Below are 21,403 nucleotides of genomic sequence, written 5' to 3'. Positions count from 1 at the left end.
GCTCACAGCCATTCGGGTACGCGTTCGGCCGCGAGGATCGTCTCGGCCGCAATCCGGTCGGCGACCACGGCGTAACGGTCGCCGTCGACCAGCACCTCGGGCACCAGCGCGCGGCTGTTGTAGGTCGATGCCATCGTCGCGCCATAGGCGCCTGCGCTGTGGAACACCGCCAGGTCGCCGCTTGCGACCCGGTCGATCTCGCGCGCCATTGCGAACGTGTCGCCGGTTTCGCACACCGGTCCTGCGATATTGGCCGTCATGCGCTCGCCCGACGGGGTGACCGCCGCGAAATCGTGCCACGCATCGTAGAGCGCGGGGCGCGCAAGGTCATTCATCGCCGCGTCGACGATGACATAGGGGTTCACGACACCCGGCTTGACCCAGATCACGCGGGTGACCAGCACGCCGGCGTTCGCCGCGATGACACGGCCGGGCTCGAACATGAGTTCCACGTTCCAGCCACGCGTCACCCGCTCAACCATCGCACCATAGGCGGCCGGCGGCGTCGGACGGTCATCGGCCTTGTAGGCGACGCCGAGACCACCACCCAGGTCGACGCGCGTGATGCGGTGGCCCGCGTCGCGCAGCTCGTCGACCAGCGCCTTGACCCGCTTGTACGCGGCCTCAAGCGGGGTGAGGTCGAACAACTGGCTGCCGATGTGGATCGCGACGCCCTGGAGGTCGAGGCCGGATAACGCGGCCAGCCGCGCGAACATCGCCGGAGCCTGATCAATCGGCACGCCGAACTTGTTTTCGCGCTTGCCGGTGGAGATCTTCGCGTGCGTGCCCGCGTCGACGTCCGGATTGACGCGCAGCACCGCGCGTGCGGTCACCCCGCGCGCGGCGGCGAGGCGGGCGAGGACAACGCCCTCCTCCTCCAGCTCGATGTTGAACTGCCCGATTCCGGCATCCAGCCCGCGTGTCAGCTCGGCCGGCGTCTTGCCGACGCCCGAGAAGACGATGTCGGCGGCCGGCATTCCCGCCGCCAGCGCGCGCGCCATCTCGCCGCCCGAGACGACATCGGCGCCGTAGCCTTCCGCGGCGAGCAGGCGCAGCACCGCGATGTTCGGATTGGCCTTGATCGCATAGGCAAGGTGTTTGCGCGGCACGCCCGACAATGCATCGCGAAAGTCACGCGCATGATCGCGAAACGCCGCCGCGGAATAGATGTAGACGGGTGAGCCGACCTCGTCCGCGATGCGCGACAATGGCACGCCCTCGCACCACAAGGCGCCGTTCTGATAATGGAAATGGGTCATTGCGGGGGCAGGTCGAACTCGTCTGGCTTGCGCGGCTTGGACTGGGTCAGCAGCTCGTTGCTGCGCGTCGGGCGCGCCTGCACCGAGGGGGTCAGCAGCTGGTCGATCGTCGGCGTGGCGCTTGCTCCGCGCGGTGCGACCGGCAGAGCGGCACCGGGCGCGGGTTTCAGGTCCTGCGTCGAGCCGCACGCGGCGAGCGGCAACGCGACAATCGTCAGCGATGCGGCAGTCACCCGGTGTTTCATGCCTGCTCTCCCCGCGACGCCCGTATCGCCGCGCGCACGTTGGCGGGTGCGGTACCGCCGAAGCTCGTTCGGCTGGCGACCGAGGCGTCGACCGACAGCACGTCGAACACGCGCGCGTCGATGCGGGCATCGATCGCCTGCAGATCGGCGAGCGGCACGCGGTCGAGCGTGACGCCGAGGCTTTCCGCGCGCGCGACCGCGCGGCCGGTGATGTGGTGCGCCTCACGGAACGGCACGTCGCCCTCGCGCACCAGCCAGTCGGCGAGATCGGTCGCGGTGGCGAACCCGCTTTCCGCCAGCCCACGCATCCGGTCGGTGCGGAAGGTGACGCTCTCGACCATTCCCGTCATCGCGGCAAGGCACAGGCCCAAGAGGTCGTGCGCCTCGAACACCGGCGGCTTGTCGTCCTGCATGTCCTTTGAATAGGCCAGCGGCAGGCCCTTCATCGTCACCATCAGGCTGACGAGGCAGCCGGTGATCCGCCCGGCATGGCCGCGCACCAGCTCGGCCGCATCGGGGTTGCGCTTCTGCGGCATGATCGAGCTGCCGGTCGACCATTGGTCGCTCAGGCTGACGAAGCCGAACGGCTGCGACGCCCACAGCACGAACTCTTCGGCGAGCCGCGAGAGATGGAGCGCGCACTGGCTCGCCGCCATCAGGTAATCGAGCGCGAAGTCACGGTCGCTGACCGCGTCGAGTGAGTTGCGCGTCGGCGCGTCGAAGCCGAGTGCTGTGGCGGTCGCGTGACGGTCGAGCGGGAAGCCGGTGCCCGCCAACGCAGCCGAGCCGAGCGGGCACAGATTGGCGCGCGCACGATTGTCGGCAAAACGGCTCGCGTCGCGCGCGATCATCTCGTGATATGCCATCAGATGATGGCCGAGCGTCACCGGCTGCGCCGATTGCAGGTGCGTGAAGCCGGGCATCACGCTGTCGGCGTGTTCCTCGGCGCGCGCGAGCAATGCAGCATCGAGCGCCTGTAATGCGGCGAGCACCTGATCGGTCGCGTCGCGAACCCATAGCTTGAAGTCGGTTGCGACCTGGTCGTTGCGGCTGCGCGCGGTGTGGAGCCGGCCCGCCACGGGCCCGATCGCATCGGCGAGCCGCGCCTCGGTCGCCATGTGGATGTCCTCAAGCGCGAGATCGACCGGCACGCCGTCTGCCTCATAGCCGCTCGCGACCTGGTCGAGACCATCGCGGATCGCGGCGGCATCGTCCGCCGAGACGATGCCCTGCGCACCCAGCATCGCGACATGCGCGCGGCTGCCCGCGATGTCCTGCCGCCACATCCGCTTGTCGAAGGGGATGGAGGCATTTATCTCGCGCATCACGGCCGCCGGTCCTTCGGCGAACCGCCCGCCCCACATCTGATTGGAAGCTTCTATGTCAGCGCGCTCGGCGATCGTACTTCTCCTCGGGATCGCGTCGACGATCGCGGGCTGCGATAAGCCCGCATCGAACAGCGGGCAAGCCAACACGCAGGGGCAGGCGGGCTCGAACCTCGCCGCCGCAACCGCCGATGAGGCGGCACCCGCCACCGCGACCGCACCGAAGGCCGGCGCGGTCGATCGCAGCCACAAGGGTGAAGCCGCGCCCACCGCCGCCTTCACCAACGCCGCGGGCAAGCCGCTGACGGTCAAGGCGTTCGGCGGCAAGCCGACGCTGGTCAATCTGTGGGCGACGTGGTGCGCGCCGTGCGTCAAGGAGATGCCGACGCTCGACGCCGCGGCAAAGGCATCGTCGGGGCGTATCCGCTTCGTCGCGGTGAGCGAGGACATGGACCCGAAAAAGGCGCGCACCTTCTTCGCCGATCGTCACCTGTCGACGATCGAGCCGATGTACGATCCGCAACTCGGGCTCAGCCTCGTGCTCAACGCCAACCTGCCGACCACGATCCTGTACGACAAGCGCGGGCGTGAGGTGTGGCGCGTCACCGGCGAGCGTGACTGGGCTAGTGCGGAGTCGCGCGCACTGCTGAGCGAGGTCTGAGCTGCGGCGCGGGCGAACCGCTAGCGACGATCCTCGCGGCGGTCGCCGTCATCATAACGGTCGTTGTCTGAGCGACGGTCGTCGACCGGCTCGCGCGCCCGATCACGGTCACGATCGCGCAGCGACGCGCCGGCTCCCTGTAATGCCGCGCCCATGTCGTCGACCGCACGGTCGCCGTGACGGCGGATCTGGTCGGCCAAATCGTTCGCCGCGCGGCTGGTCTGGTGCGCCGCCTCGTCGACCGCATGCGCGCCGACGCGGTCGGCCTGTCCGCGGATCGCGTCGCCGAGATTGTCGAGGCTGCCCGACACGTTGGCGGCGGCATCGTTGACGTCGTCGCTCACCGCGTTGCCGATGCGATCGGCCTGTCGGTCCGCCTGACGGTCGATCTGCTCCTGACAGCCAGCAAGGAAGACGGCGGCGATCGCGGCGAGGATGGCGGGCTTGAGCATGACGCGAATTACTCCTTCGTGCCCCGCTCAATCGTCGAAGCGGCGAAAGGGTTTCCCGCGGCTCGCGTCACTCGCCCTGAATGCGCAACGGAACCCGGCCGAGTTCGCGCGCGGACCGCAGCGGATCGTTGATCGTGATCCGCTTGCCGGTCCATACCAGATCGTCCGCCTTGCGCGCGGCCTGCAACATGCGATTGACGTGGACCGGCGTCAGCCCGAGCGCATCCGACAGCGTCTCCTGCGTCAGCGGCACGTCGAACGTCTTGTGCTGCACCAGCCCGGCAAGCTCCAGCCGCTCGCTCAATTCCAACAGCAGGTCCATGATCCGCTCCTGTGCGTTCATGCGGCCTAGCCGCGTGATCTGCGCCAGCAGGAACGCCTCGTCATACGCCCGGCTGACCGCATAGGCCCGGTCGAGCGAGGCCGACGCACCGCGCGGCGGCCCGACGCAGACATGCACCGGGGTCAGTGCGATGATCGTCGCACTCGATCGCGGATCGGGCAGGTCGCTCAACCCGATCACATCGCCGGGGACGAGCAGGCTGACGATCTGCCGCCGGCCATCGACCAGCACGCGGATGCGCGCCGCCCAGCCGTCCAACAGGATCAGCGGCGCCTCCATCACCTCGCCCAGCGACACAAGCTCCTGCCGCGAGCGCAGCGCATAGGCCCCGCGCGCCGCCGCCTCCAGCAAGCCACGTGCATCGGCGTCGAGCGGCGCGAGCGTCGACAATCGCGCCAGCGCGGCCGTTCGATCGTCGATGCTGCGACGGGCCTTGATCATCTACTGCCTTCCCGTCCGCATCACTGGGACATCAAGTCGATCGTGGAGGGCGCCGCATCGGCCAGCGACCATCGACGCGACGGGCCATCATACGCTGAACCGGCTCCATGCGGAACCGCCGTCATCAACGGCCGGTCGCAAGCATGATGCGCCAACACGGGCAAAGACGTGGAGGAGCATCGCACCACGATCGTTCACACATCGACCGGCAGGGGCATCCGGATCGAACAATGAATGCCGCCGCCACGGAACACCAGGCTGGTGGTCGCGCCGTGCCGCTGCGGCAGCGCCTCCTCGATCAACTCGCGACCGAAGCCGTCGCGGCTGGGATCGGTGGACACGGCGGCAACGCCGCGCTCGCTCCAAGTGAAATCGAGCAGCCGCGATCCCGCATGATCTACCTCGACCCGCCAGCGAATGTCGACACTGCCGCCGCTCCCCTTCAACGCGCCGAACTTCAGCGCGTTGGTGGTCAGCTCGTGGATCGTCAGTCCCATCGACTCGGCGATGGCGAGCGGGAGTGAGACGTCGGGGCCGTTGATGGAGACGCGCTCGGCGTCGCCCAGACCGACCCCGATCAACTCGTCGCGCACCAGCGTGTCGAGGTCGGCGAAGCCGTCCGCATGACGCGTCACCGTCACCTGCGTGCGTGCCAGCGCGTCTAGCCGACCACGGAAATGATCGATCACGTCCGACCGATCGCCGGTCACCTCGGCGGTGCGCGCGAACACCGAGCGGATCACCGACAGGATGTTCCTCGCGCGGTGTTGTAATTCGGCCGCCAACCGCACGTAGCGCTCCTGCATCATGCGCATGTCATGCACGTCGGTGGAGGTGCCGAGCCACTCGATGATCGCGCCGGCCTCGTCGCGAACCGGCGTCGCGCGGGTAGCGAACCAGCGGTACTCGCCGGTCGCGGCATGCAGGATGCGGCTTTCCATCTCCAGCCGCCCGGTCAACTCCGCCGTCTGCCAGAAGGCGCGCGCGGTCGCGCGGTCGCTCGGGTGCAGCGCGGCTTCCCAGCCGAAGCCCAGGCTGTCGCGTGCCGACAGGCCGGTGAACTCGCTCCATTGCGAACTCGACCATGTCCACTCGCCACCATCGATCGCGCGCCAGACCAGCTGCGGAATCCCCTCGACCAATGCGCGGTAGCGCGCCTCGCTTTCGCCCAGCGCGGCCTCGGCACGCTTGCCCGCATCGACGTCGATCGCAAAGGCGACAAGCGTGCCGTCGACCAGCTCGCGTCCGGCGATCAGCACCCATCGACGCGCGCCGTCGGGGAGCACGAACTGCGTCTCGAACGGCCCTACCCGCCCGGTCGCGGCAAAGGCGGTCAGGTGTTGCCGCGCCTCTTCGCGGTGATCGGGCGCGATCACGTCGACCCAGTTGAGCGCGCCGGTGCGCAGGTCGTCGCGCGTGTGTCCGATCTTCGCCAACAGACGATCGTTCGCCTCGATCAGCACACCGTCGCGGGTCAGCGCCATGATGCCGAAGGCGGTGTAATCGAGCAGGCGCTGCAATTCGTCGTTTCCGCGCAGGCGCGGTGCGCTGCTGTCCACCGACGCGCCTGATCCGGCGGCCGCGGCATCGATCATCCCTGCCAGCGCGGGCGAGCGTTGCGCGATCAGCACGAGATCGTCGGCGAACGACAGTTCGGGATGCGCCAGCGCCCAGAAATGCTCGGCACGGACATAGGACAACAGCGCCACCATCTGCGCGTAATGCTCGGCTCCGATCGCAGCGGTCAGCGCTTCTGCAATCCGCACCGCCGCGCCCGGATGCGCGAAGACGCAGGCGAGCGCATCGATCAGCAACCCTTCCGCCGCTGATCCGGGTGTGGGCAGGTCGGCAAGGCGTCCGCAGCCATCGATCGCGCCGACCAGCCGATCCACCCCGTCTTCATCGACGAAGCCGCGGGTGAGCAGCACGATCACCGCGCCGGGCTCATCAGGCGCGGCATGTCGGTCGCCGGCGGGAAAGCCGTTGCCGATCAGGCGGCTGACGTGCCGGATGAGGCAGTATCGCACCCCCGCCGCCTGCGACAATCGCACGAACGCGCGTTCCTTGAACACGGCGGGCAAGGGGTTGTCGAAATATGCTTCGGCGGCGAAGCGGCACAAGGCGTCGAGCCCGGCCTTGTCGCTGGCGCTGCCAAACTGCGCCGGGCTGATCCCCAGCCGCGCCGCCGCCGTCGCCTCCGCATCGCCGGGCACCTGCCGCTCACTCAGCACCTCGGGCCTCATGCGACCAACCTTTCTCCAGCGACGATCGGCCCCGATCCGGCAGCCCGCCGGCTACATGACCAGCTCTGCGCGAACGGTCGATCCGCCGGTTGGATGCATGGGCGTCACGCTTCCGTGTCGACCGGCCCGTCAGCGGCATCACGCACACTGCGCTTGAAGCCTTGCGCGATCACGTACCATTCGGATGAGTCCTTGCGGCTGGCTGGCGGCTTGGCGTGCTTCACCGTCGCGAAGTTGCGCTTCATCTCCGCAACCAGATCGGCATCGGCGCCGCCCGCGAACACCTTGGCGACATAGGCGCCACCGGGGCGCAGCACGTCGATCGCGAAGGCGAGCCCGGCCTCGACCAGCGCCATCGTGCGCAGATGGTCGGTCTGCTGGTGGCCGACGGTGTTCGCCGCCATGTCGGACAGGACGAGATCGGCGGCACCGCCCAGCGCCTCGGTCAGCCGGTCGGGCGCGGCATCGTCCATGAAGTCCATCTGCAGGATCGTCACGCCGTCGATCGGGTCGACCGGCAGCAGGTCGATGCCGACCACGGTCGCAGCAGGCGTGCGGCGCTTCACCACCTGGCTCCACCCGCCCGGCGCGATGCCCAGATCGATGATCTTCTTCTGCCCGCGCAGGAAACCGAAGCGCTCGTCGAGTTCGAGCAGCTTGTACGCCGCGCGGCTGCGATAGCCCTCGGCCTTCGCCTTGCGGACGTAAGGGTCGTTCAGCTGCCGCTCCAGCCAGCGGGTCGACTGCGCGCTGCGCCCGCGCGCGGTGCGGACGCGGGTGCGACCGCCTGATCCTCCTCTAGACATCGCTCAGCGTGCTTCCATTAATCGGCGGAGGATACCCTCGCGAATGCCGCGATCGGCGATGCCCAGCCGCTCGGCCGGCCACAGGTCGAGGATGCCTTCGAGGATCGCGCAGCCCGCCACCACCAGATCGGCGCGCTCGCGCCCGATGCACGGGAAACGCGCGCGCTCGCTGATCGACATGCCGGCGAGATCCTGGCTGATCCGGCGCATCGCCGCAGCGGGCGCGATCAGCCCGTCGACCTTGGCGCGATCATACCGTTCCAGCTCCAGGTGCACGCTCGCCAGCGTCGTCACGGTGCCGCTGGTGCCGAGCAGGCGGGGGCGCTCGCCGGGCGAGGGCAGTCGCGCGGCGAAGGGCGCGAAGCTGTCACGCACCAACGCGCGCATCCGCGCGTAACTCGCCGCGCGTTCGGCCGCGTTGTCGCCGCCGCCCGCGCTCTCGGTCAGCGACACGACACCCCATGGGGCGGAATGCCAGTCCTTGACCGTCGGCACGGTGCCGCGCGTGTCGATCAGCACCAGTTCGGTCGACCCCCCGCCGATGTCGAACACCAGCGCCGGGCCGGTTCCGGGCTCGAGCAGCGCATGGCAGCCGAGCACCGCCAGCCGCGCCTCTTCCTCGGCGGAAATGATGTCGAGGTGGATGCCCGTCTCGTCATAGGCGCGCGCGATGAAATCATGGCCGTTCGACGCGCGGCGGCATGCCTCGGTCGCGACCGAGCGCGCCAGCGTGACGTTGCGACGGCGGAGCTTGTCCGAACAAACCTTCAGCGCCGCGATCGTGCGCTCGATCGCCTGATCGGACAACCGGCCCGACGAGGCGAGCCCCTCCCCCAACCGGACGATGCGCGAAAAGGCATCCACCACCGCAAAGCCCTCGCCCTGCGGCCGTGCGATCAGCAGCCGGCAATTGTTGGTGCCGAGATCGAGCGCGGCGTAATGCCGCGCATAGCCGGCGCGCGGGCCACGCAGATCGGGACCGCTGCGCGCTTGCGGTACTTGCTGCCTTGCCGAACGGGCGGGATCGGGAACCCGCCGGCGCGGCAATTCGGCGGGTATCTCCACCATTGCCGTCTGTCTCACTTTTTTCTTCCGTCACGAACCGCTTGTGAAAAGCGATCCGCCGGTGCTTGAACAAGAAGTTAGCAGGGCGTCCGCCGCGCGGCAAGCGGCACACCGCAAATGGGCGTTGACAGCCGCCAACCCCCGGCATAGAGACGCGCCCTCGTTGCCCGATCCTCTAATGGTAAGAGAGCGGACTCTGACTCCGTCAATCAAGGTTCGAGTCCTTGTCGGGCATCCAATTCCTTTATCCTGTGCCAATAAGCGCTGACCGCCGCGCCAAAGGCTATGGCTTCGTAGACGCCTAGCGCTCGGCCTCAAGCGGCTTCCATCTCACGGCTCCACAACACCGGAGCCGCCATGACCCGTCCTCTCATCCCTGCCGTCATAAGCCTCGGCGAGACGTCCTCGTGGACGAGCACGTCTGAAGACACGGTTGTCTCGCTGCACGTCCGCGCCGTGCTCGGCATCGACGCGTCGGCTGCCCTGGTGATCCGGCGCGAACTCGTCGACGATCACGGGCACGTGCACATGCACGTGCACGGCCGGATCGTCGATCTCGTGCTCGCCTGCGACGATCCAGCACAGGCCGAGCGTCGCATCCGCGCCGTCGATCGCTACTCCGGTTCACCGCTCCTCACGACTAAGGCCCTGCAACTCATCGGGGCGGAGCGATTCGCCGAGCAGATCTCCGTTACGGCTGAGACCCTCGTCCTCGGCGGCCGACCTGGCGAAAAGGTCGGCAGAGCTCAAGCGAACGATCGTCGTGCGCAACGCGGGCGGAAAGGAACGACCGCGCGTCGAACTGCGGCGCGGCATCTCCACTGACGCCTTCTGGTCCATCCGCTTCGGCGAGGTATGGGAGCGGGATCGCTTCCTCGACTGGTTCAAGTGGCAGCACCATCGTCTCGACGAGTTCGCCGCCTATCTGAATACGAACGACCCGACCTCACTCAGGAGCCTCCTCCTGCGCGAGATGATCGAGACAGAGCAGCTCGCCCGCAGGAACAAGCTCACGACCTCCGGCCGCAGGCCGGCACAACCTTCCCAACCAGTGTGAACGATGCACGATAATAGAAATGGCGCCCGCGGCGCTCGAGGTTGGTGTGACGCATAGCCAAGGCGAAAGCCCCTGTTCCCGAGGTCGCGGACGCCAAATGCGTCAGACGACACGTCACCCCTCCCGCGGATGCCGGAGGCGGAGCGGGGACGCTTTTTAGCTATAACAATGACTTAGGAGAGAAACTGGCTGGGGCGGCAGGATTCGAACCTACGAATGCCGGTACCAAAAACCGGTGCCTTACCGCTTGGCGACGCCCCAACAGTCGGCGCTCCATCGCAGGATCGGCAGCGATACGCCAGCCTGCGATGCACCGCTGACAAGATATGGTGCCAGAAGAAAACTCGCTAGAACCTGCTAACTAGCTTTACTCCCGACACAAAGACCAAGCCCCTGGCGACATGGCCCCCAACCAACTTAGTGCTCGAGGGTTAGCGTCCATACAGGTGCCACGTTCTCCCAACTCCTGCGATGCGATGGCCACTATCTCTGCATGCACCTTCTGTAAAGATACTCCTCCGGCGTCAGATCATAGGCGGTGACGCGAGGCGTTCGACAGCACTGCGGAGGAATGAATTCCGAGCAATCGCTCGCAGCTTTGACGTCATCAATGCGGCGGTGGAGGCCGACCGGGACGAGCTGGTCCAAAGGCATCGCGCCGGCCAGATCGACGACGGAACGCTCCGAGGTGTCGAGTAGTAGCTCGACCTCGAGGATTGGACGCCGTCGCCGCCAGGCAGTGAGGCGGCTCGGGCAAGTCGAGATGGTAAGGCCGAGTTATCATGGAAGAAGAACCATGGCCGACCGTATTCTGATCCTCTACGGCTCCTACCGTTCCGATCGGCAAGGCATCCGGCTTGCCAATTATCTGGTCGGCGGCTTCGCCGCACGCGGCGCGGAGCCCGAACTCATCGATGCTCGCGCAATCGGGCTTCCGATGCTCGACCGCATGTACAAGGAATATACGAAGGGCGAGGCGCCGCCAGCGCTGGAGGATCTCGCCGGCAAGATCCGCGCCGCCGACTCCTTCGTCTTCGTTACGGGCGATATGATTGGGGCCTGCCGCCGAATCTCAAGAACCTGACCGATCATTTCCTCGATGAATGGTTCTGGCGCCCTGCCGCAATCGCCAGCTATTCCGCCGGACGCCTAGCGGGAGCACATGCCAGCGTCGCTTGGCACGGCACGCTCACTGAGATGGGGATGGTCGTAATCTTTAGCACTCTGACAGTCGGCGGGATCAGTAGCACCCTCGACGACACGGGAAGCCCCTTCGGTGACGGCGGTGCGGCTCTCACCAGGTCTTTTCCGCGATTTGCCGATGATCTGGCGTGGTGGACTGAGGCGGCCCGTGAGCAGCGCGCCCGGGTTGTCCCGCCGTACTGACCTGGGTGACATAGAGCCGGACGCTCGTTCATGTTGCGTACGGATGCACGGAGGCGAGCTTCGCTTCTACGCCGCACCCATCCGGCAATGACATTGGCGCCGGATTGGAGCCTCGACTCATTCAGAGCATCCTTACGACCTCTCGCTCTAAGACTTGCTAGAGACGCCGCTACCGGAGATCGCCGCGATCCCCGGATGGGAACCGGACATGGCGCGCCAGCTCGCGCGCCACACCCACCGGCACCTTCAGGCAGCCCGACCGCGCTTGGTTGTGCAGCGGGCGAAGGCGATCGCCCCCGCCTTCTTCGTCATCGCCAGCAGAGGCGATGCAGCGGCATTCTCAGCGCTGCTGGCCGAGGAGGTGCGATCCACTCGGACGAACGTTGCAAGGTTGCCTTTCTGAACATCGCCCGCGGCCTGCATTGCGAAATTGCGGCTCTTCCAAAGCAGCCGCGCAAGCATGCCTACCATCCTCGGCCTGCTACACACGGGACGATCAACGGCCTGCCCGGCTACGTCAGCATCAATCGTAGAAAGGTGCTCCGAACAAACGATCGAGCTGCGCGACGGGCGTTTCGCGGTGATCTATATCGTCCCTGAGCCAGACAAGCTGCGCCACGTCGGGGATACGCTGCGCCTACCATGAGATCTGCGCGGCCCTGCCCGCGAGTAGCATAACGTGCGATCCGGGATCATGTCGGACGGTGCGGCATTGATGCAGCTACTTGGCCTGCAACTGGGCGAGCGCCTCCGAACCGTCAACGGCGATACAGATGCCCGTTAAAGGGGGGTCCGGTCTCGTTTGACGATGGCTGTGCCGCGAGAGGCACGCAAAGTTGCGTCGGGCCTCAGTTCGTCAGGACGTGAACATCTTCGCCGATCCGCGACACCGCGCGCACGTACGATTGCCGCGATGCGGCTGTCTCCAGTGCTGCGGAGTACGGCGTCGCGACCACCCGTCGACCACGCGCAAAGACGTGCGTGGCTCCAGCCTCGACCAACGCCGCGCGCAGGTCAGGATGGGTGTCGTCTGCCCCGCGCACGGGCTTTTGCGCTTCACTGTTCTGAAGTCCGCGCCCGCTGCGCATTGCCGCTGCCAGTTGATCCGCTTCGGGGCCGACGACGATCTGCACGCGTCCGCGCCCAAGGTCTACGACCCCGCGCACCTGCAAATCTGCAAGCGCCGGACGATCAATCGCCTGGGCGTCGGCGACGATGAGCCTGAGGCGCGTGGTGCAGGCATCGATCGACGTCAGGTTGGCGGCGCCGCCCAATGCCGCGGTGAAGCTGGCCGCACGGGCCTGAATCGTGCCGGCCGGTGCAGGAGTCGCAGCTGTCGATGGCCGCTCTTCTCGCCCCGGCGTTGGCAGATCGAGGTGCCTGATCGTCCAGCTGAACACCAGATAATAGATCGCGGCATAGCCGGCGCCGATCGGCAGCAGCAGCAACGGCCTGGTCGCCAGCCCGTAATTCAGCACATAATCGAGCAACCCGGCCGAGAACCCGAACCCCAGCTTTACGCCAACGGCGTTCATCACCACCATCGCGACACCGGTCAGCACGGCATGGATCGCGAACAGCGCCGGGGCGAGAAACAGGAACGTGAATTCAATCGGCTCGGTGACGCCGGTCAGGAACGAGGTGAGCCCCAGGCTCAGGTACAATCCCGCCACCCCCGCGCGGCGACCCGGCGGTGCGGCGCGGTACATGGCCAGACACGCGGCGGGCAGGCCGAACATCATGACCGGGAAGAAACCCGACATGAACGCGCCCGCACTCGGGTCGCCCGCGAAGAAGCGCTTCAGGTCGCCCGTCGCGCCGCCGAAGTCGCCGAGTACGAACCACGCGAGATTGTTGAGGATGTGGTGCAACCCCGTCACCAGCAGCAGGCGGTTGAGGAAGCCATACAGGAACAATCCGATCGGACCGGCCGCGACGACCCAGCGGCTCAGCGCATCGACGCCGCGCTCGAACCAGGGAAAGCCGATGCCGAACGCCAACGCAAGTGCGATGCCCGCCAAGCCTGCAATGATGGGGACGAAGCGGCGCCCGGCGAAGAAGCCGAGATAGGGCGGAAGCCGGATATCGCTGAAGCGGTTGTACAAGGCGCCCGCGATCAGGCCGGAAAGGATGCCGGCCGGCACCGACAGTTTCGCGATCTCCTTCGCCCGCCAGCTCGCCTCCATCAGCGCCGCGACCGCGGCGTCGCCGTTCGTGGCCGAGCCTGCGACGAGCAGCGATTTCGCCCCTTCCGTCGCGACGAGAAAGCATACAATCCCTGCCAGCGCCGCAGCGCCGTGGTTCTCGCGTGCAAGACCGATGGCGACTCCCGCAGCAAACAGCAGACCCAGATTGTCGAAGATCGCCTGTCCCGCCGCCGCGACGAAGGGGATCGACAACAGATCGGGCTGCCCCAGCCGCAGCAGCAGTGCGGCGACGGGCAGCACCGCGATCGGCAGCATCAGTGCGCGGCCGAGCGGCTGAAACCGTTCAAGTGCGGCTGCACCCCTCATGCCCCGATCCTCAACATTGCGCGTACCTCGCCGGCGGACGTCGTGGACAGTGCGCGCGTGGCGAGCGCCTTTGCCGCCGCCATGTCGGTGCGTCGTACGGCCGCCTTCACCGCAGCCACCGCGCTTGGCACGGCGGACAGTTCGGTCACGCCGAGCCCGATCAACAATGCCGCCGCCTGCGGATCGGAGGCGAGACCGCCGCACACGCCGCACCATCGCCCATGCGTCGCCGCCCCATCGGCCGCCAGCCGGATCAGCCGCAGCACCGCCGGATGCAGCGCGTCGATCATCGGTGCGACTGCGGCATTCCCGCGATCGGCGGCCAACACATATTGCGTCAGGTCGTTGGTGCCGATCGACAGGAAGTCGGCAACCTCGGCGAGCTGATCGGCGAGCACTGCCGCCGCCGGTGTTTCGATCATCACGCCGAGCTCAACCCGGTTGCGCAGTCCCAGCGCCGTGGCTGCGCTATCCAGCGCCGCACGCGCCACGTGCAACTCCGCGACGTCCGTTATCATCGGCAGCATGATGCGGCACTGCGCCGCCGGAACCGCAGCAAGGATTGCGCGCAGTTGCTGCGCAAATAGATCGGGCCGCGCCAGCGACAAGCGTATGCCACGCTGCCCCAGCGCCGGATTTTCCTCAACCGGTTGCGGCAGATAGGCGAGCGGCTTGTCCGCACCAACATCCAGCGTCCGCACGATCAGCGGGCGATCGCCTAGGATCGTCGCGATCTCGCGATAGGTCGCCGTCTGCTCCTCCTCACTGGGGGCGTCGTCACGATCGAGGAACAGGAATTCGGTGCGCAGCAAGCCGCACCCCTCGGCACCCGCCGCGACGGCGAACGCGGCATCCGCAGCGGAGCCGAGATTGGCGACCACCTCGATCCGGGTGCCGTCGACGGTGACCGCCGGCTCCTCCGCCGCCCGCCGCTCTGCGGTGCGCCGTTCCGACGACGCCGCACGCGCGGCGCTCGCCGCCGCCAGAACCTCGGGATCGGGAGCGATGGTGAGCCGCGCGGCATCGGCGTCGAGGATCGCGCTGCTCCCATCGGGCACATTCAGCACGACCGATCCGGCGGCGACGATCATCGGAACGCCTGCCGCAGCCGCCAAGATTGCCACGTGCGCAGTCGGGCCGCCCGCCGCGGTGCAGATACCGGCGAGCCGCGACCGCTCCAGCGCGAGGAATTGCGACGGCAGCAGATCCTCGGCGACGACGATCGCGTCTAGGGGGATCGGCGCCGCCTCGGCGGCGTGACCGCCGAGTGCGACGAGCACCTGCCGCTCGATGTCGTGCAGGTCGGCGACCCGCTCGCCCAGCCTCGCGTCGCCGGTCGCTCGCAACGTGTCGGCGGCCGTTGCGATCGCGCGCGCCCATGCCGTGCCCGCACTCGCCCCTTGCGCGATCGCGGTATCGGCGTCGCTACGCAGCTGCGGATCGGCAAGTAGTGCGCGATGTGCCGCGGCAAGTTCCGCGCCCATGCCGCCGCCAAGTTGCGCCGCCACGGCCTGCAATGCGCCGTCGAGTGCGGCGGCTTCAACATGGGCGCCGCGACTGTGTTGATCAATCGTCACCGGGCCGGGGCGATAATGGTAAATCTGCCCGATCGCGATGCCCGGGACCGCGCAGACGCCGCCCTCGCGCCGCGGTATGGAGGCGATGGAGAGTGGGCCATCGGGGTCGCCGAAGCGCTCGGCCGCAAAGGACGCCAGCGCCTCCACCGCCGCATCGGCATCGCGCCCGCGCGCAGCGACCGACAGCGTGTCAGCCGCCTTGGCCCCAAGCGCGAGCAGTGCAACGGTGCTGTTTCCGGCGGCCTGGCGCTCTCCGCAAACGATCGTCACGTCCGCAGCATAGCGCTTGAGCAGGTCGACGATGCGAGATGCGGGACGGGCGTGGATACCCTGCGGTGCCACTACGACGATATCGCGCGACGTGACCGGACCGGTGTGCGCGTCAGCGCGGGTGGCCTTGTACGTGACGGTGGCGATCGGCTCACCCGCGGCAACACGGCGGTCGAGCGCCAGCGGAACGATCATCGCTCCGTCGCCGGGCAGCACGATCGGTGTCACCAAATCCGCCGCCTCGCGCGCGACCAGCGACAGGTCTACCAGGATCAGCGGATCGCCGCGAACGACGCGGTCGCCCGCGCGTACCTTCGCGACAAAGCCCTTCCCATGCAGCGCCACTGTCTCCAGCCCGATGTGGATCAGTAATTCCGCCCCGTTCACCAGCCGCAGCGTGATCGCGTGCGCGCTGTCGGGCACGCTTACGACCTCGGCATCGGCGGGCGCACGCAAGGTGCCGTCGAGCGGGTCGATCGCGACGCCGGGTCCCATCATGCCGGTGCCGAACACCGGATCGGGGACGCGCGACAGGTCGGTCAACCAGCCGCCGAACGGCGCATGCAGCGTTACCGAATTCATGGCAGCAACTCGATCCGCTCGACGGCCCAGAGTGGATCGACGCCGCGCGCGGTGTAGGTGATGCACAGGTCGGCCGGTTGGGCATGCGCGGGCAGCACCGCCTCCAGCCGGGTCACGCCGGGATGACGCGCCGCGCGGGCGAGCGGCAGCGTCGTGAGCAGTGCCCCGCCGCATCCTGCACGCAGCTCAAACTCACCCGCCGGGGTGCGCGGCGCGGCAAAATGGATCTTGGCACGGTCGGCCCCGACCTGAAAATTGAACGGCAGCTGCCCGACGGAGATTGCGACGCGACGCGCCTGATCGAGCGGCGCGGCGTCCCAGCGCCAGCACGGATTGAAGATGTCGAGCAGGAAGTGCGCGCGTGCTCCCTTTGCGGGCCAGTCGTCTTCCAAATCGAGCGGCACAGCATTGCTGCACAACGCAAGCTGGCGGCTGGTACGCGTCAACGCATCGGCGCGCGTCGGCGTGGCGTCCAGCCCGCCCGGCAGTGCGGCGTCATCGCCGAAGGTGGCCGCGCGCAATCGTCGCCCGCCGCTTAGCGTAATCGGCGCGGTGTAGGCAGGGCTCGCGGCGGTCGGCGCGCTGCCATCCAGCGTGTAGCGGATCGGCAGCCCCGACTGCGCCGACAGCGTGGCCGTCAGATCGCGCCCCGCCACGTCGTACCGGGCAAGCACCGCCCAGGCGCTGTCCGCCGCGACCAGCCCTAGCGGACGCATTCGCGTAAGCTGTGGCGCGAGGGTGCGGGTGAAGCCTGCGACGTCGCGCTTCGTCGCGCCCGCCCAGCCGATTTCAGCCACCGCCGCTGCCTTGGGAAAGATCATCCAGGCAGCGCGACTCTCGGTGCGCACATGCTCGGTCCACAGGTTCGCCTGCAGTCCGATGATGTGTCGCTGCTGCTCCGGTGACAGGCCCGGTGGCATCGGATCGAAAGCCAGGACGTCGGCAAGCGTTATCAGAGTGCCACGGCCCGGCGGTTCATCAGGGCCGGTGCCCTGCCGATTGTCGAGATACAGGACGGGTGCGGGGCTCAGGATCGCGTCATGGCCCGCCTTCGCGGCAGTCACCGCGCCTTCGATCCCGCGCCACGACGTGACCGTCGCGTTCGCCGGAACGCCGCCGTCGAGGATCTCGTCCCAGCCGATCATCCGCCGCCCGTGCTGCTGAAGGTAGCGCCCAAGCCTGGCCATGAACCAGCCCTGCAGCGCGTCCTCGTTCTTGAGACCAAGCGTTTTTATCTGCGCCTGGATCGCGGGATCGGCACGCCATTGATCCTTTACCGCCTCGTCGCCGCCGAGGTGGATCGCCTCACCGGGAAACAGCCGCATCACCTGATCGAGCACGTTTTCCAGAAAGCGGAAGGTCGGCTCCTGCGTGTTGTACAGCCACGGGAACACGCCATAGTCGCTCTCCGTACCCGCCGGGATCGGCACACCCATGCCGAGTTGAGGATAGGCACGGATCGCGGCGAGGGCATGGCCCGGCATCTCGATCTCGGGCACGATCGTGATGCCGCGCGCGGCGGCAGCGGCGACGACGCCGCGGATCTCCGCTTCGGTGTAGAAGCCTCCTTCGCGCGGCAGCGGCGGTGCACCGGGCGCGGTCGCGCCGCGACGCCACGCCGACACGCTCGTCAACCTTGGCCAGCCCGGCACCGGCAGGCGCCAGCCCTGATCGTCGACCAGGTGCCAGTGCAGCCGGTTCAGCTTGTTCGCGACCATCCAGTCGAGCAGGTGATGAATGTACGTCACCGGTTGGAAATGCCGCGCGCTGTCCAGCATCAGTCCGCGCCAACGAAAACGGGGCGCATCCGCGATCCGCACGCCGGCGACCCTGCCGGTCGCACCGGGCTGCGTCGCGAGCTGCCACAGCGTCACTGCGCCATAAAGCAGCCCGGCATCGTCGGACGCCTCGATCGTGGCACCTTCGGGTCCGCTGTTGAGGCGGTATCCCTCCGCCGGGCTGCCGGCGACGCGGCGTAGCCTGATCGCGACACGTGCGTCGCTGCGTGCGGTGGCACCGGGCAGCGGCACTCCCGCGCTCGCCATCAGCCTGGCGAGCCGGACCGCCGCGGCGCGCGCCCCCTCGTCCTGCGCCACCACCGGTGTTCCTGCCGCCAGGACAAAGCCAGCTCCGGCGACGTCGATCGTAGCAGGCGTCGGGAGGAGCGCCGGCGCGGGAGGAGGGCTCGCGCCCGTCAGCAGGAAAAGCGCCGCTGGCGCGAGCAGGCCAAAGGAACGCATCATCCGTGATCCTGACCTGCCCACGCTTGTTTCGCCAGCCCCGTCAGAATTTCGCCCGCACGCCGGCGTAGAAGATCCGACCGTTGTCGTAGAGCGCGCGGAACCGTGTCTCCGTGCCGGAATATTGATATATCTTGGCGTTGGTCAGGTTCACCGCATCCGCCGTGAGCGAGAAATTGTCGGTCAGCTTCACGTTGAGCGAGGCATCGAGCGACTCCGTCTTGCCCTGGTTCAGCGGCGAGGCACGATCGATGTTGATGAAGAACGCCGAGCGGTAATTGTAGCTCACCCGCGCCGACAGCCAGTCGTTCTCGAAATAGCCGGTCAGGTTCAGCGCGTGCTTCGAATTGCCCGGGATCGGGTCGCCGGCGTCGCTCTTGGCATCCGAATAGGTGTAGTTCACGATCGCACCGAAGGGGCCGAAGATGCGGCGCGAGATTTGCGCCTCCACACCGAAATTGTGCCCGCCCGACCCATTCGAGCGTCGGTTGATATCGAACAGGCAGTCGTACAGCGGATTGGTGGCGGTACCGCCGGCCGCCGGGATGCAGCGCGACAGATTGGGCGTTGTCGTCTGGATCGGATAACGCTCCTGCACCGTGCGGTTCACGATGTAGTTCGCGATATTCTTGTAATAGACGGCCGCTGCGACGATCGTCTCACGATCGGGATAGAATTCCAGGCTCGCGTTATAATCGTCCGATTGGTAGCGATTGACGTTCGGGTCGCCGCCGTCGCCGGACAGCGCACCCGGGTTCAGGCTCACGCGCGGCACGATGTCGGTGTAATCGGGGCGTGCGATCGTCCGCCCGGCGCCAAATCGCGCCACGAGTTGCGGGGTCAGGTCGAACCATATGTTCACCGCCGGCAGGATGTCGGTATAGCTGCGCTTCACCTCGATCGGCGCATAGGTGCCGAAGTCGTTCGACAGCGCGCCCGGTGTCGACGGATCGACCCCGACGATGTTGCCGCGCGACGTCTGCTCGGTCCGCACCACGCGGAGGCCGATGTTGGCGTGGTACGTCGTGTCGGGATGCCCGACCTTCAGCATCGCGTAGCCGCCGTACGTCTTCTCGTTGATCGAGTAGTTTTCGGGCGGGTTGATCTGCCGCTGCCGCGCGGCGGCGGGCAGGCCGTACAGGATGTCCTGCAACTTGCCCGTGTCGACGTTGAAGTAGCTCGTCAGCGTGCCCGGCTCGGCGATGTTGTCGAGGAAATTGCCCGGAAGAGAACCGCCCGCGAAACTCGCCGGCGTGCACGGTCCACCGCAACCGTTCGCGGCGAGCGGCACGAAAAAGGCACCGTAGGTGGTCGCCAGGAAATAGGCATTGCGATCATGGTCGGTGAACTTCGCGCCGATCTTGATCGCCGACAACGAGCCGTCGAACGGCTGCTCGAAGTCGATGTAGCCGTACTTTTCCTTGTCGCTGTTGCCAATGCGGTGGAGCGACGCGAAGTCGAAGGCGAAATCGTTCGGATTGTCCGGGTTGACGCCGCGGTACGACACCTGCGGCACACGCCCGGTCAGGTCGAAGGTGAAGGCGCCCGGCGCGCCCGCTTCGAAGAACGGCTGGTTGCGCGTCGCGCCGTTGGCTTTGGTATAGCCGCCCTTCAGGTGCAGGATGCCGCCACCGCCAAGGGTGTAGTTGACGTCGAGATCGCCCGAATAGGTCTCGGCATAAGCATCGCGGTAGATCGCGTCATAGACGACCGCACGTCCGGTTGTCCCGCCACCCGATGACGTGACCGTACCCGACACGATCGTGTTGTCCTTGACGGTCGCGTTGGTGATGCTGCCCCCGCCGCCGACCGCGTTGGAGCCCCAGGCGAGGAAGTTCTGGTTGAAATTGGACGCGTTGAAACGCGAGTAGAGCCCGGTCGCGACGATCTCCAGATTGTCGCTCGGCTTGAATTGCAGCTCGATGTTGCCGCCGTAGCGTTCACGCGTCTGCTGGAACAGCGCGGAGCCGATCAGCGAGGCATATTGCGTTCCCGCCAGCGCGGCGTTGTAGTTCGGGTTGGCAACCGCCGCGCCGGCCGCGTTCGTCACCGTCGCGGGAATGTCGTAGGTCTGGTAGCCGAGCACCTCAACACCGTCGCGGCGGATGCGACGCTTCTGGTATACACCACCGATCAGGACGCCGAAGGTGCCCGCATCATTCTTCCAGCTGATCAGGCCCGATGCCTGCGGATCGAACTTGTCCGACCGCTCCGAATAAACACCCTGCACACTGGCGTTGAGCGAGAAGCGTGGCAGGTCCAACGGGTGGCGCGTGTGGACGTTGATCGTCCCGCCGATACCGCCCTCCTCCACGTCCGCTTGGCTCGACTTGTAGACGTCAAGCTGTCCCACGATTTCGGCCGGAAGGGTAAGATAATTGAACGAGCGCGTGGCGGCGAGCTGATCCTCGATGAACCAGTCCGCAGTTGCGATATTGTGGCCGTTGACGAGCGTCTTGGTGAGGTTTGGCGCGGTACCGCGCAGCGACACGCGCTCGCCCTCGCCGAACACGCGATTGATGACGATGCCGGGAACACGCTGCAGCGCCTCCGCGACGTTCTTGTCGGGGAACTTGCCGATGTCTTCCGCCGAGATAACGTCCGCGATGACTGTGGAGGTGCGCTTTGCCTCGATCGAGGCGGCCTGACTTGCGCGGATTCCAGTGACGACGATGTCATCACCGGTGGCATTCGTCCCGTCCGGACCAGGCTGGACGCCGCCTGACGGCGCGGTGTCGGTTGGACTGGTCTGGGCGGCGACAGGCACAGCGATGGCGAGGGCCAGCAAGCTGGCTGAGCCGACGAGGATCACACGCTTCATCATGGTCGCTTCCCCTTGTATCCCTCTTCCCCGGCATGGCGGTCACTTACGGACCATCTGCATACCAATGAACATACCATCTTGCGCAAACAAGGGTGAGTCAAGTCGCTTTATTGC

The 21,403-nt window shown here is 67.0% G+C and carries 16 protein-coding genes, 2 tRNA genes and 1 pseudogene; 5 read left to right on the top strand and 14 right to left on the bottom strand.

Annotated elements, in window-relative coordinates:
* Window positions 1–2: 2 nt before the first annotated feature.
* From lysA to argH, 3 genes are read right to left on the bottom strand one after another with little or no spacing between them, the layout of a single operon-like run.
* Window positions 3–1,259 (bottom strand): diaminopimelate decarboxylase, encoded by a 1,257-nt coding sequence (gene lysA, locus SMN802W_RS0113815; protein ID WP_019517509.1) that lies wholly within the window; start codon window positions 1,257–1,259, stop codon window positions 3–5.
* The gene (locus tag SMN802W_RS0113810) at window positions 1,256–1,504 is read right to left on the bottom strand and encodes a hypothetical protein (protein WP_026326135.1); all 249 of its coding nucleotides are present in this window, start codon (window positions 1,502–1,504) and stop codon (window positions 1,256–1,258) included. Before SMN802W_RS0113810 ends, lysA begins: the two co-directional genes overlap by 4 nt.
* The gene (argH, locus tag SMN802W_RS0113805) at window positions 1,501–2,868 is read right to left on the bottom strand and encodes an argininosuccinate lyase (RefSeq protein WP_019517507.1); all 1,368 of its coding nucleotides are present in this window, start codon (window positions 2,866–2,868) and stop codon (window positions 1,501–1,503) included. Before argH ends, SMN802W_RS0113810 begins: the two co-directional genes overlap by 4 nt.
* 16 nt (window positions 2,869–2,884) lie before the next feature.
* Between argH and SMN802W_RS0113800 the strand changes: the two genes are divergently transcribed.
* On the top strand, window positions 2,885–3,490 hold the full coding sequence (locus SMN802W_RS0113800; protein WP_019517506.1) for a TlpA family protein disulfide reductase: 606 nt from the start codon (window positions 2,885–2,887) through the stop codon (window positions 3,488–3,490).
* A 20-nt stretch (window positions 3,491–3,510) separates the two neighbouring features.
* On the opposite strand, the gene SMN802W_RS17225 is transcribed toward SMN802W_RS0113800, so the two are convergent.
* The 5 genes from SMN802W_RS17225 to SMN802W_RS0113775 all read right to left on the bottom strand — a co-directional run bounded on the left by SMN802W_RS17225 (window position 3,511) and on the right by SMN802W_RS0113775 (window position 8,843).
* The gene (locus SMN802W_RS17225; RefSeq protein ID WP_019517505.1) at window positions 3,511–3,942 is read right to left on the bottom strand and encodes a hypothetical protein; all 432 of its coding nucleotides are present in this window, start codon (window positions 3,940–3,942) and stop codon (window positions 3,511–3,513) included.
* 67 nt (window positions 3,943–4,009) lie between these two features.
* Window positions 4,010–4,726 (bottom strand): Crp/Fnr family transcriptional regulator, encoded by a 717-nt coding sequence (locus tag SMN802W_RS0113790; protein ID WP_019517504.1) that lies wholly within the window; start codon window positions 4,724–4,726, stop codon window positions 4,010–4,012.
* 194 nt (window positions 4,727–4,920) lie between these two features.
* Window positions 4,921–6,969 carry a sensor histidine kinase gene (locus SMN802W_RS17700; RefSeq protein WP_019517503.1) on the bottom strand — a complete coding sequence of 683 codons (2,049 nt, stop codon included), beginning with the start codon at window positions 6,967–6,969 and terminating at the stop codon, window positions 4,921–4,923.
* 104 nt (window positions 6,970–7,073) lie between these two features.
* Entirely contained in the window at window positions 7,074–7,775 is a 702-nt protein-coding gene (locus SMN802W_RS0113780) for an RlmE family RNA methyltransferase (RefSeq protein ID WP_019517502.1), read from the bottom strand.
* Between the two features lie 3 nt (window positions 7,776–7,778).
* Window positions 7,779–8,843, bottom strand: coding sequence for a Ppx/GppA phosphatase family protein (locus tag SMN802W_RS0113775; protein ID WP_019517501.1), 1,065 nt, complete (start codon window positions 8,841–8,843; stop codon window positions 7,779–7,781).
* Between the two features lie 161 nt (window positions 8,844–9,004).
* Here SMN802W_RS0113775 and SMN802W_RS0113770 point away from each other — a divergent pair.
* The 3 genes from SMN802W_RS0113770 to SMN802W_RS0113760 all read left to right on the top strand — a co-directional run bounded on the left by SMN802W_RS0113770 (window position 9,005) and on the right by SMN802W_RS0113760 (window position 9,897).
* Window positions 9,005–9,078 (top strand) — tRNA-Gln (locus SMN802W_RS0113770).
* A 119-nt stretch (window positions 9,079–9,197) separates the two neighbouring features.
* Window positions 9,198–9,665, top strand: coding sequence for a hypothetical protein (locus tag SMN802W_RS0113765; protein ID WP_019517500.1), 468 nt, complete (start codon window positions 9,198–9,200; stop codon window positions 9,663–9,665).
* Window positions 9,604–9,897, top strand: a complete 294-nt coding sequence (locus SMN802W_RS0113760; RefSeq protein ID WP_019517499.1) for a hypothetical protein — start codon at window positions 9,604–9,606, stop codon at window positions 9,895–9,897. The genes SMN802W_RS0113765 and SMN802W_RS0113760 overlap by 62 nt, the downstream gene beginning before the upstream one ends.
* A gap of 186 nt (window positions 9,898–10,083) precedes the next feature.
* Here the strand turns inward: SMN802W_RS0113760 and SMN802W_RS0113755 are convergent.
* Window positions 10,084–10,158: transfer RNA gene (locus SMN802W_RS0113755), tRNA-Gln, on the bottom strand.
* A 535-nt stretch (window positions 10,159–10,693) separates the two neighbouring features.
* Between SMN802W_RS0113755 and SMN802W_RS17215 the strand changes: the two are divergent.
* A pseudogene (locus tag SMN802W_RS17215) lies at window positions 10,694–11,283 on the top strand (NADPH-dependent FMN reductase).
* 246 nt (window positions 11,284–11,529) lie between these two features.
* Here SMN802W_RS17215 and SMN802W_RS0113740 read toward each other — a convergent pair.
* The 5 genes from SMN802W_RS0113740 to SMN802W_RS0113720 all read right to left on the bottom strand — a co-directional run bounded on the left by SMN802W_RS0113740 (window position 11,530) and on the right by SMN802W_RS0113720 (window position 21,286).
* Window positions 11,530–11,745 carry a hypothetical protein gene (locus SMN802W_RS0113740; RefSeq protein ID WP_019517498.1) on the bottom strand — a complete coding sequence of 72 codons (216 nt, stop codon included), beginning with the start codon at window positions 11,743–11,745 and terminating at the stop codon, window positions 11,530–11,532.
* 386 nt (window positions 11,746–12,131) lie between these two features.
* Window positions 12,132–13,796, bottom strand: a complete 1,665-nt coding sequence (gene nagE, locus SMN802W_RS0113735; RefSeq protein WP_019517497.1) for an N-acetylglucosamine-specific PTS transporter subunit IIBC — start codon at window positions 13,794–13,796, stop codon at window positions 12,132–12,134.
* Complete coding sequence (ptsP, locus tag SMN802W_RS0113730; protein ID WP_019517496.1) at window positions 13,793–16,225, bottom strand: phosphoenolpyruvate--protein phosphotransferase; 2,433 nt, start codon at window positions 16,223–16,225, stop codon at window positions 13,793–13,795. Before ptsP ends, nagE begins: the two co-directional genes overlap by 4 nt.
* Window positions 16,222–18,468: a beta-N-acetylhexosaminidase gene (locus tag SMN802W_RS0113725; protein WP_019517495.1), complete on the bottom strand. Its 2,247-nt coding sequence runs from the start codon at window positions 18,466–18,468 to the stop codon at window positions 16,222–16,224. The genes ptsP and SMN802W_RS0113725 overlap by 4 nt, the downstream gene beginning before the upstream one ends.
* Window positions 18,469–18,508: 40 nt before the next feature.
* Window positions 18,509–21,286: a TonB-dependent receptor gene (locus SMN802W_RS0113720; RefSeq protein WP_156818917.1), complete on the bottom strand. Its 2,778-nt coding sequence runs from the start codon at window positions 21,284–21,286 to the stop codon at window positions 18,509–18,511.
* Between the last annotated feature and the right edge of the window lie 117 nt (window positions 21,287–21,403).

It is taken from the genome of Sphingomonas sp. Mn802worker (assembly GCF_000382485.1).
GTDB lineage: Bacteria > Pseudomonadota > Alphaproteobacteria > Sphingomonadales > Sphingomonadaceae > Sphingomonas.
This window is presented reverse-complemented; position numbering and strand designations above follow the sequence as displayed.

Coding starts and splice junctions, on each gene's coding strand:
- lysA (WP_019517509.1), bottom strand. CDS start 1,259: ATGACCCATTTCCATTATCAGAACGGCGCCTTGTGGTGCGAGGGCGTG.
- SMN802W_RS0113810 (WP_026326135.1), bottom strand. CDS start 1,504: ATGAAACACCGGGTGACTGCCGCATCGCTGACGATTGTCGCGTTGCCG.
- argH (WP_019517507.1), bottom strand. CDS start 2,868: ATGTGGGGCGGGCGGTTCGCCGAAGGACCGGCGGCCGTGATGCGCGAG.
- SMN802W_RS0113800 (WP_019517506.1), top strand. CDS start 2,885: ATGTCAGCGCGCTCGGCGATCGTACTTCTCCTCGGGATCGCGTCGACG.
- SMN802W_RS17225 (WP_019517505.1), bottom strand. CDS start 3,942: ATGCTCAAGCCCGCCATCCTCGCCGCGATCGCCGCCGTCTTCCTTGCT.
- SMN802W_RS0113790 (WP_019517504.1), bottom strand. CDS start 4,726: ATGATCAAGGCCCGTCGCAGCATCGACGATCGAACGGCCGCGCTGGCG.
- SMN802W_RS17700 (WP_019517503.1), bottom strand. CDS start 6,969: ATGAGGCCCGAGGTGCTGAGTGAGCGGCAGGTGCCCGGCGATGCGGAG.
- SMN802W_RS0113780 (WP_019517502.1), bottom strand. CDS start 7,775: ATGTCTAGAGGAGGATCAGGCGGTCGCACCCGCGTCCGCACCGCGCGC.
- SMN802W_RS0113775 (WP_019517501.1), bottom strand. CDS start 8,843: ATGGTGGAGATACCCGCCGAATTGCCGCGCCGGCGGGTTCCCGATCCC.
- SMN802W_RS0113765 (WP_019517500.1), top strand. CDS start 9,198: ATGACCCGTCCTCTCATCCCTGCCGTCATAAGCCTCGGCGAGACGTCC.
- SMN802W_RS0113740 (WP_019517498.1), bottom strand. CDS start 11,745: ATGCTTGCGCGGCTGCTTTGGAAGAGCCGCAATTTCGCAATGCAGGCC.
- nagE (WP_019517497.1), bottom strand. CDS start 13,796: ATGAGGGGTGCAGCCGCACTTGAACGGTTTCAGCCGCTCGGCCGCGCA.
- ptsP (WP_019517496.1), bottom strand. CDS start 16,225: ATGAATTCGGTAACGCTGCATGCGCCGTTCGGCGGCTGGTTGACCGAC.
- SMN802W_RS0113725 (WP_019517495.1), bottom strand. CDS start 18,468: ATGATGCGTTCCTTTGGCCTGCTCGCGCCAGCGGCGCTTTTCCTGCTG.
- SMN802W_RS0113720 (WP_156818917.1), bottom strand. CDS start 21,286: ATGAAGCGTGTGATCCTCGTCGGCTCAGCCAGCTTGCTGGCCCTCGCC.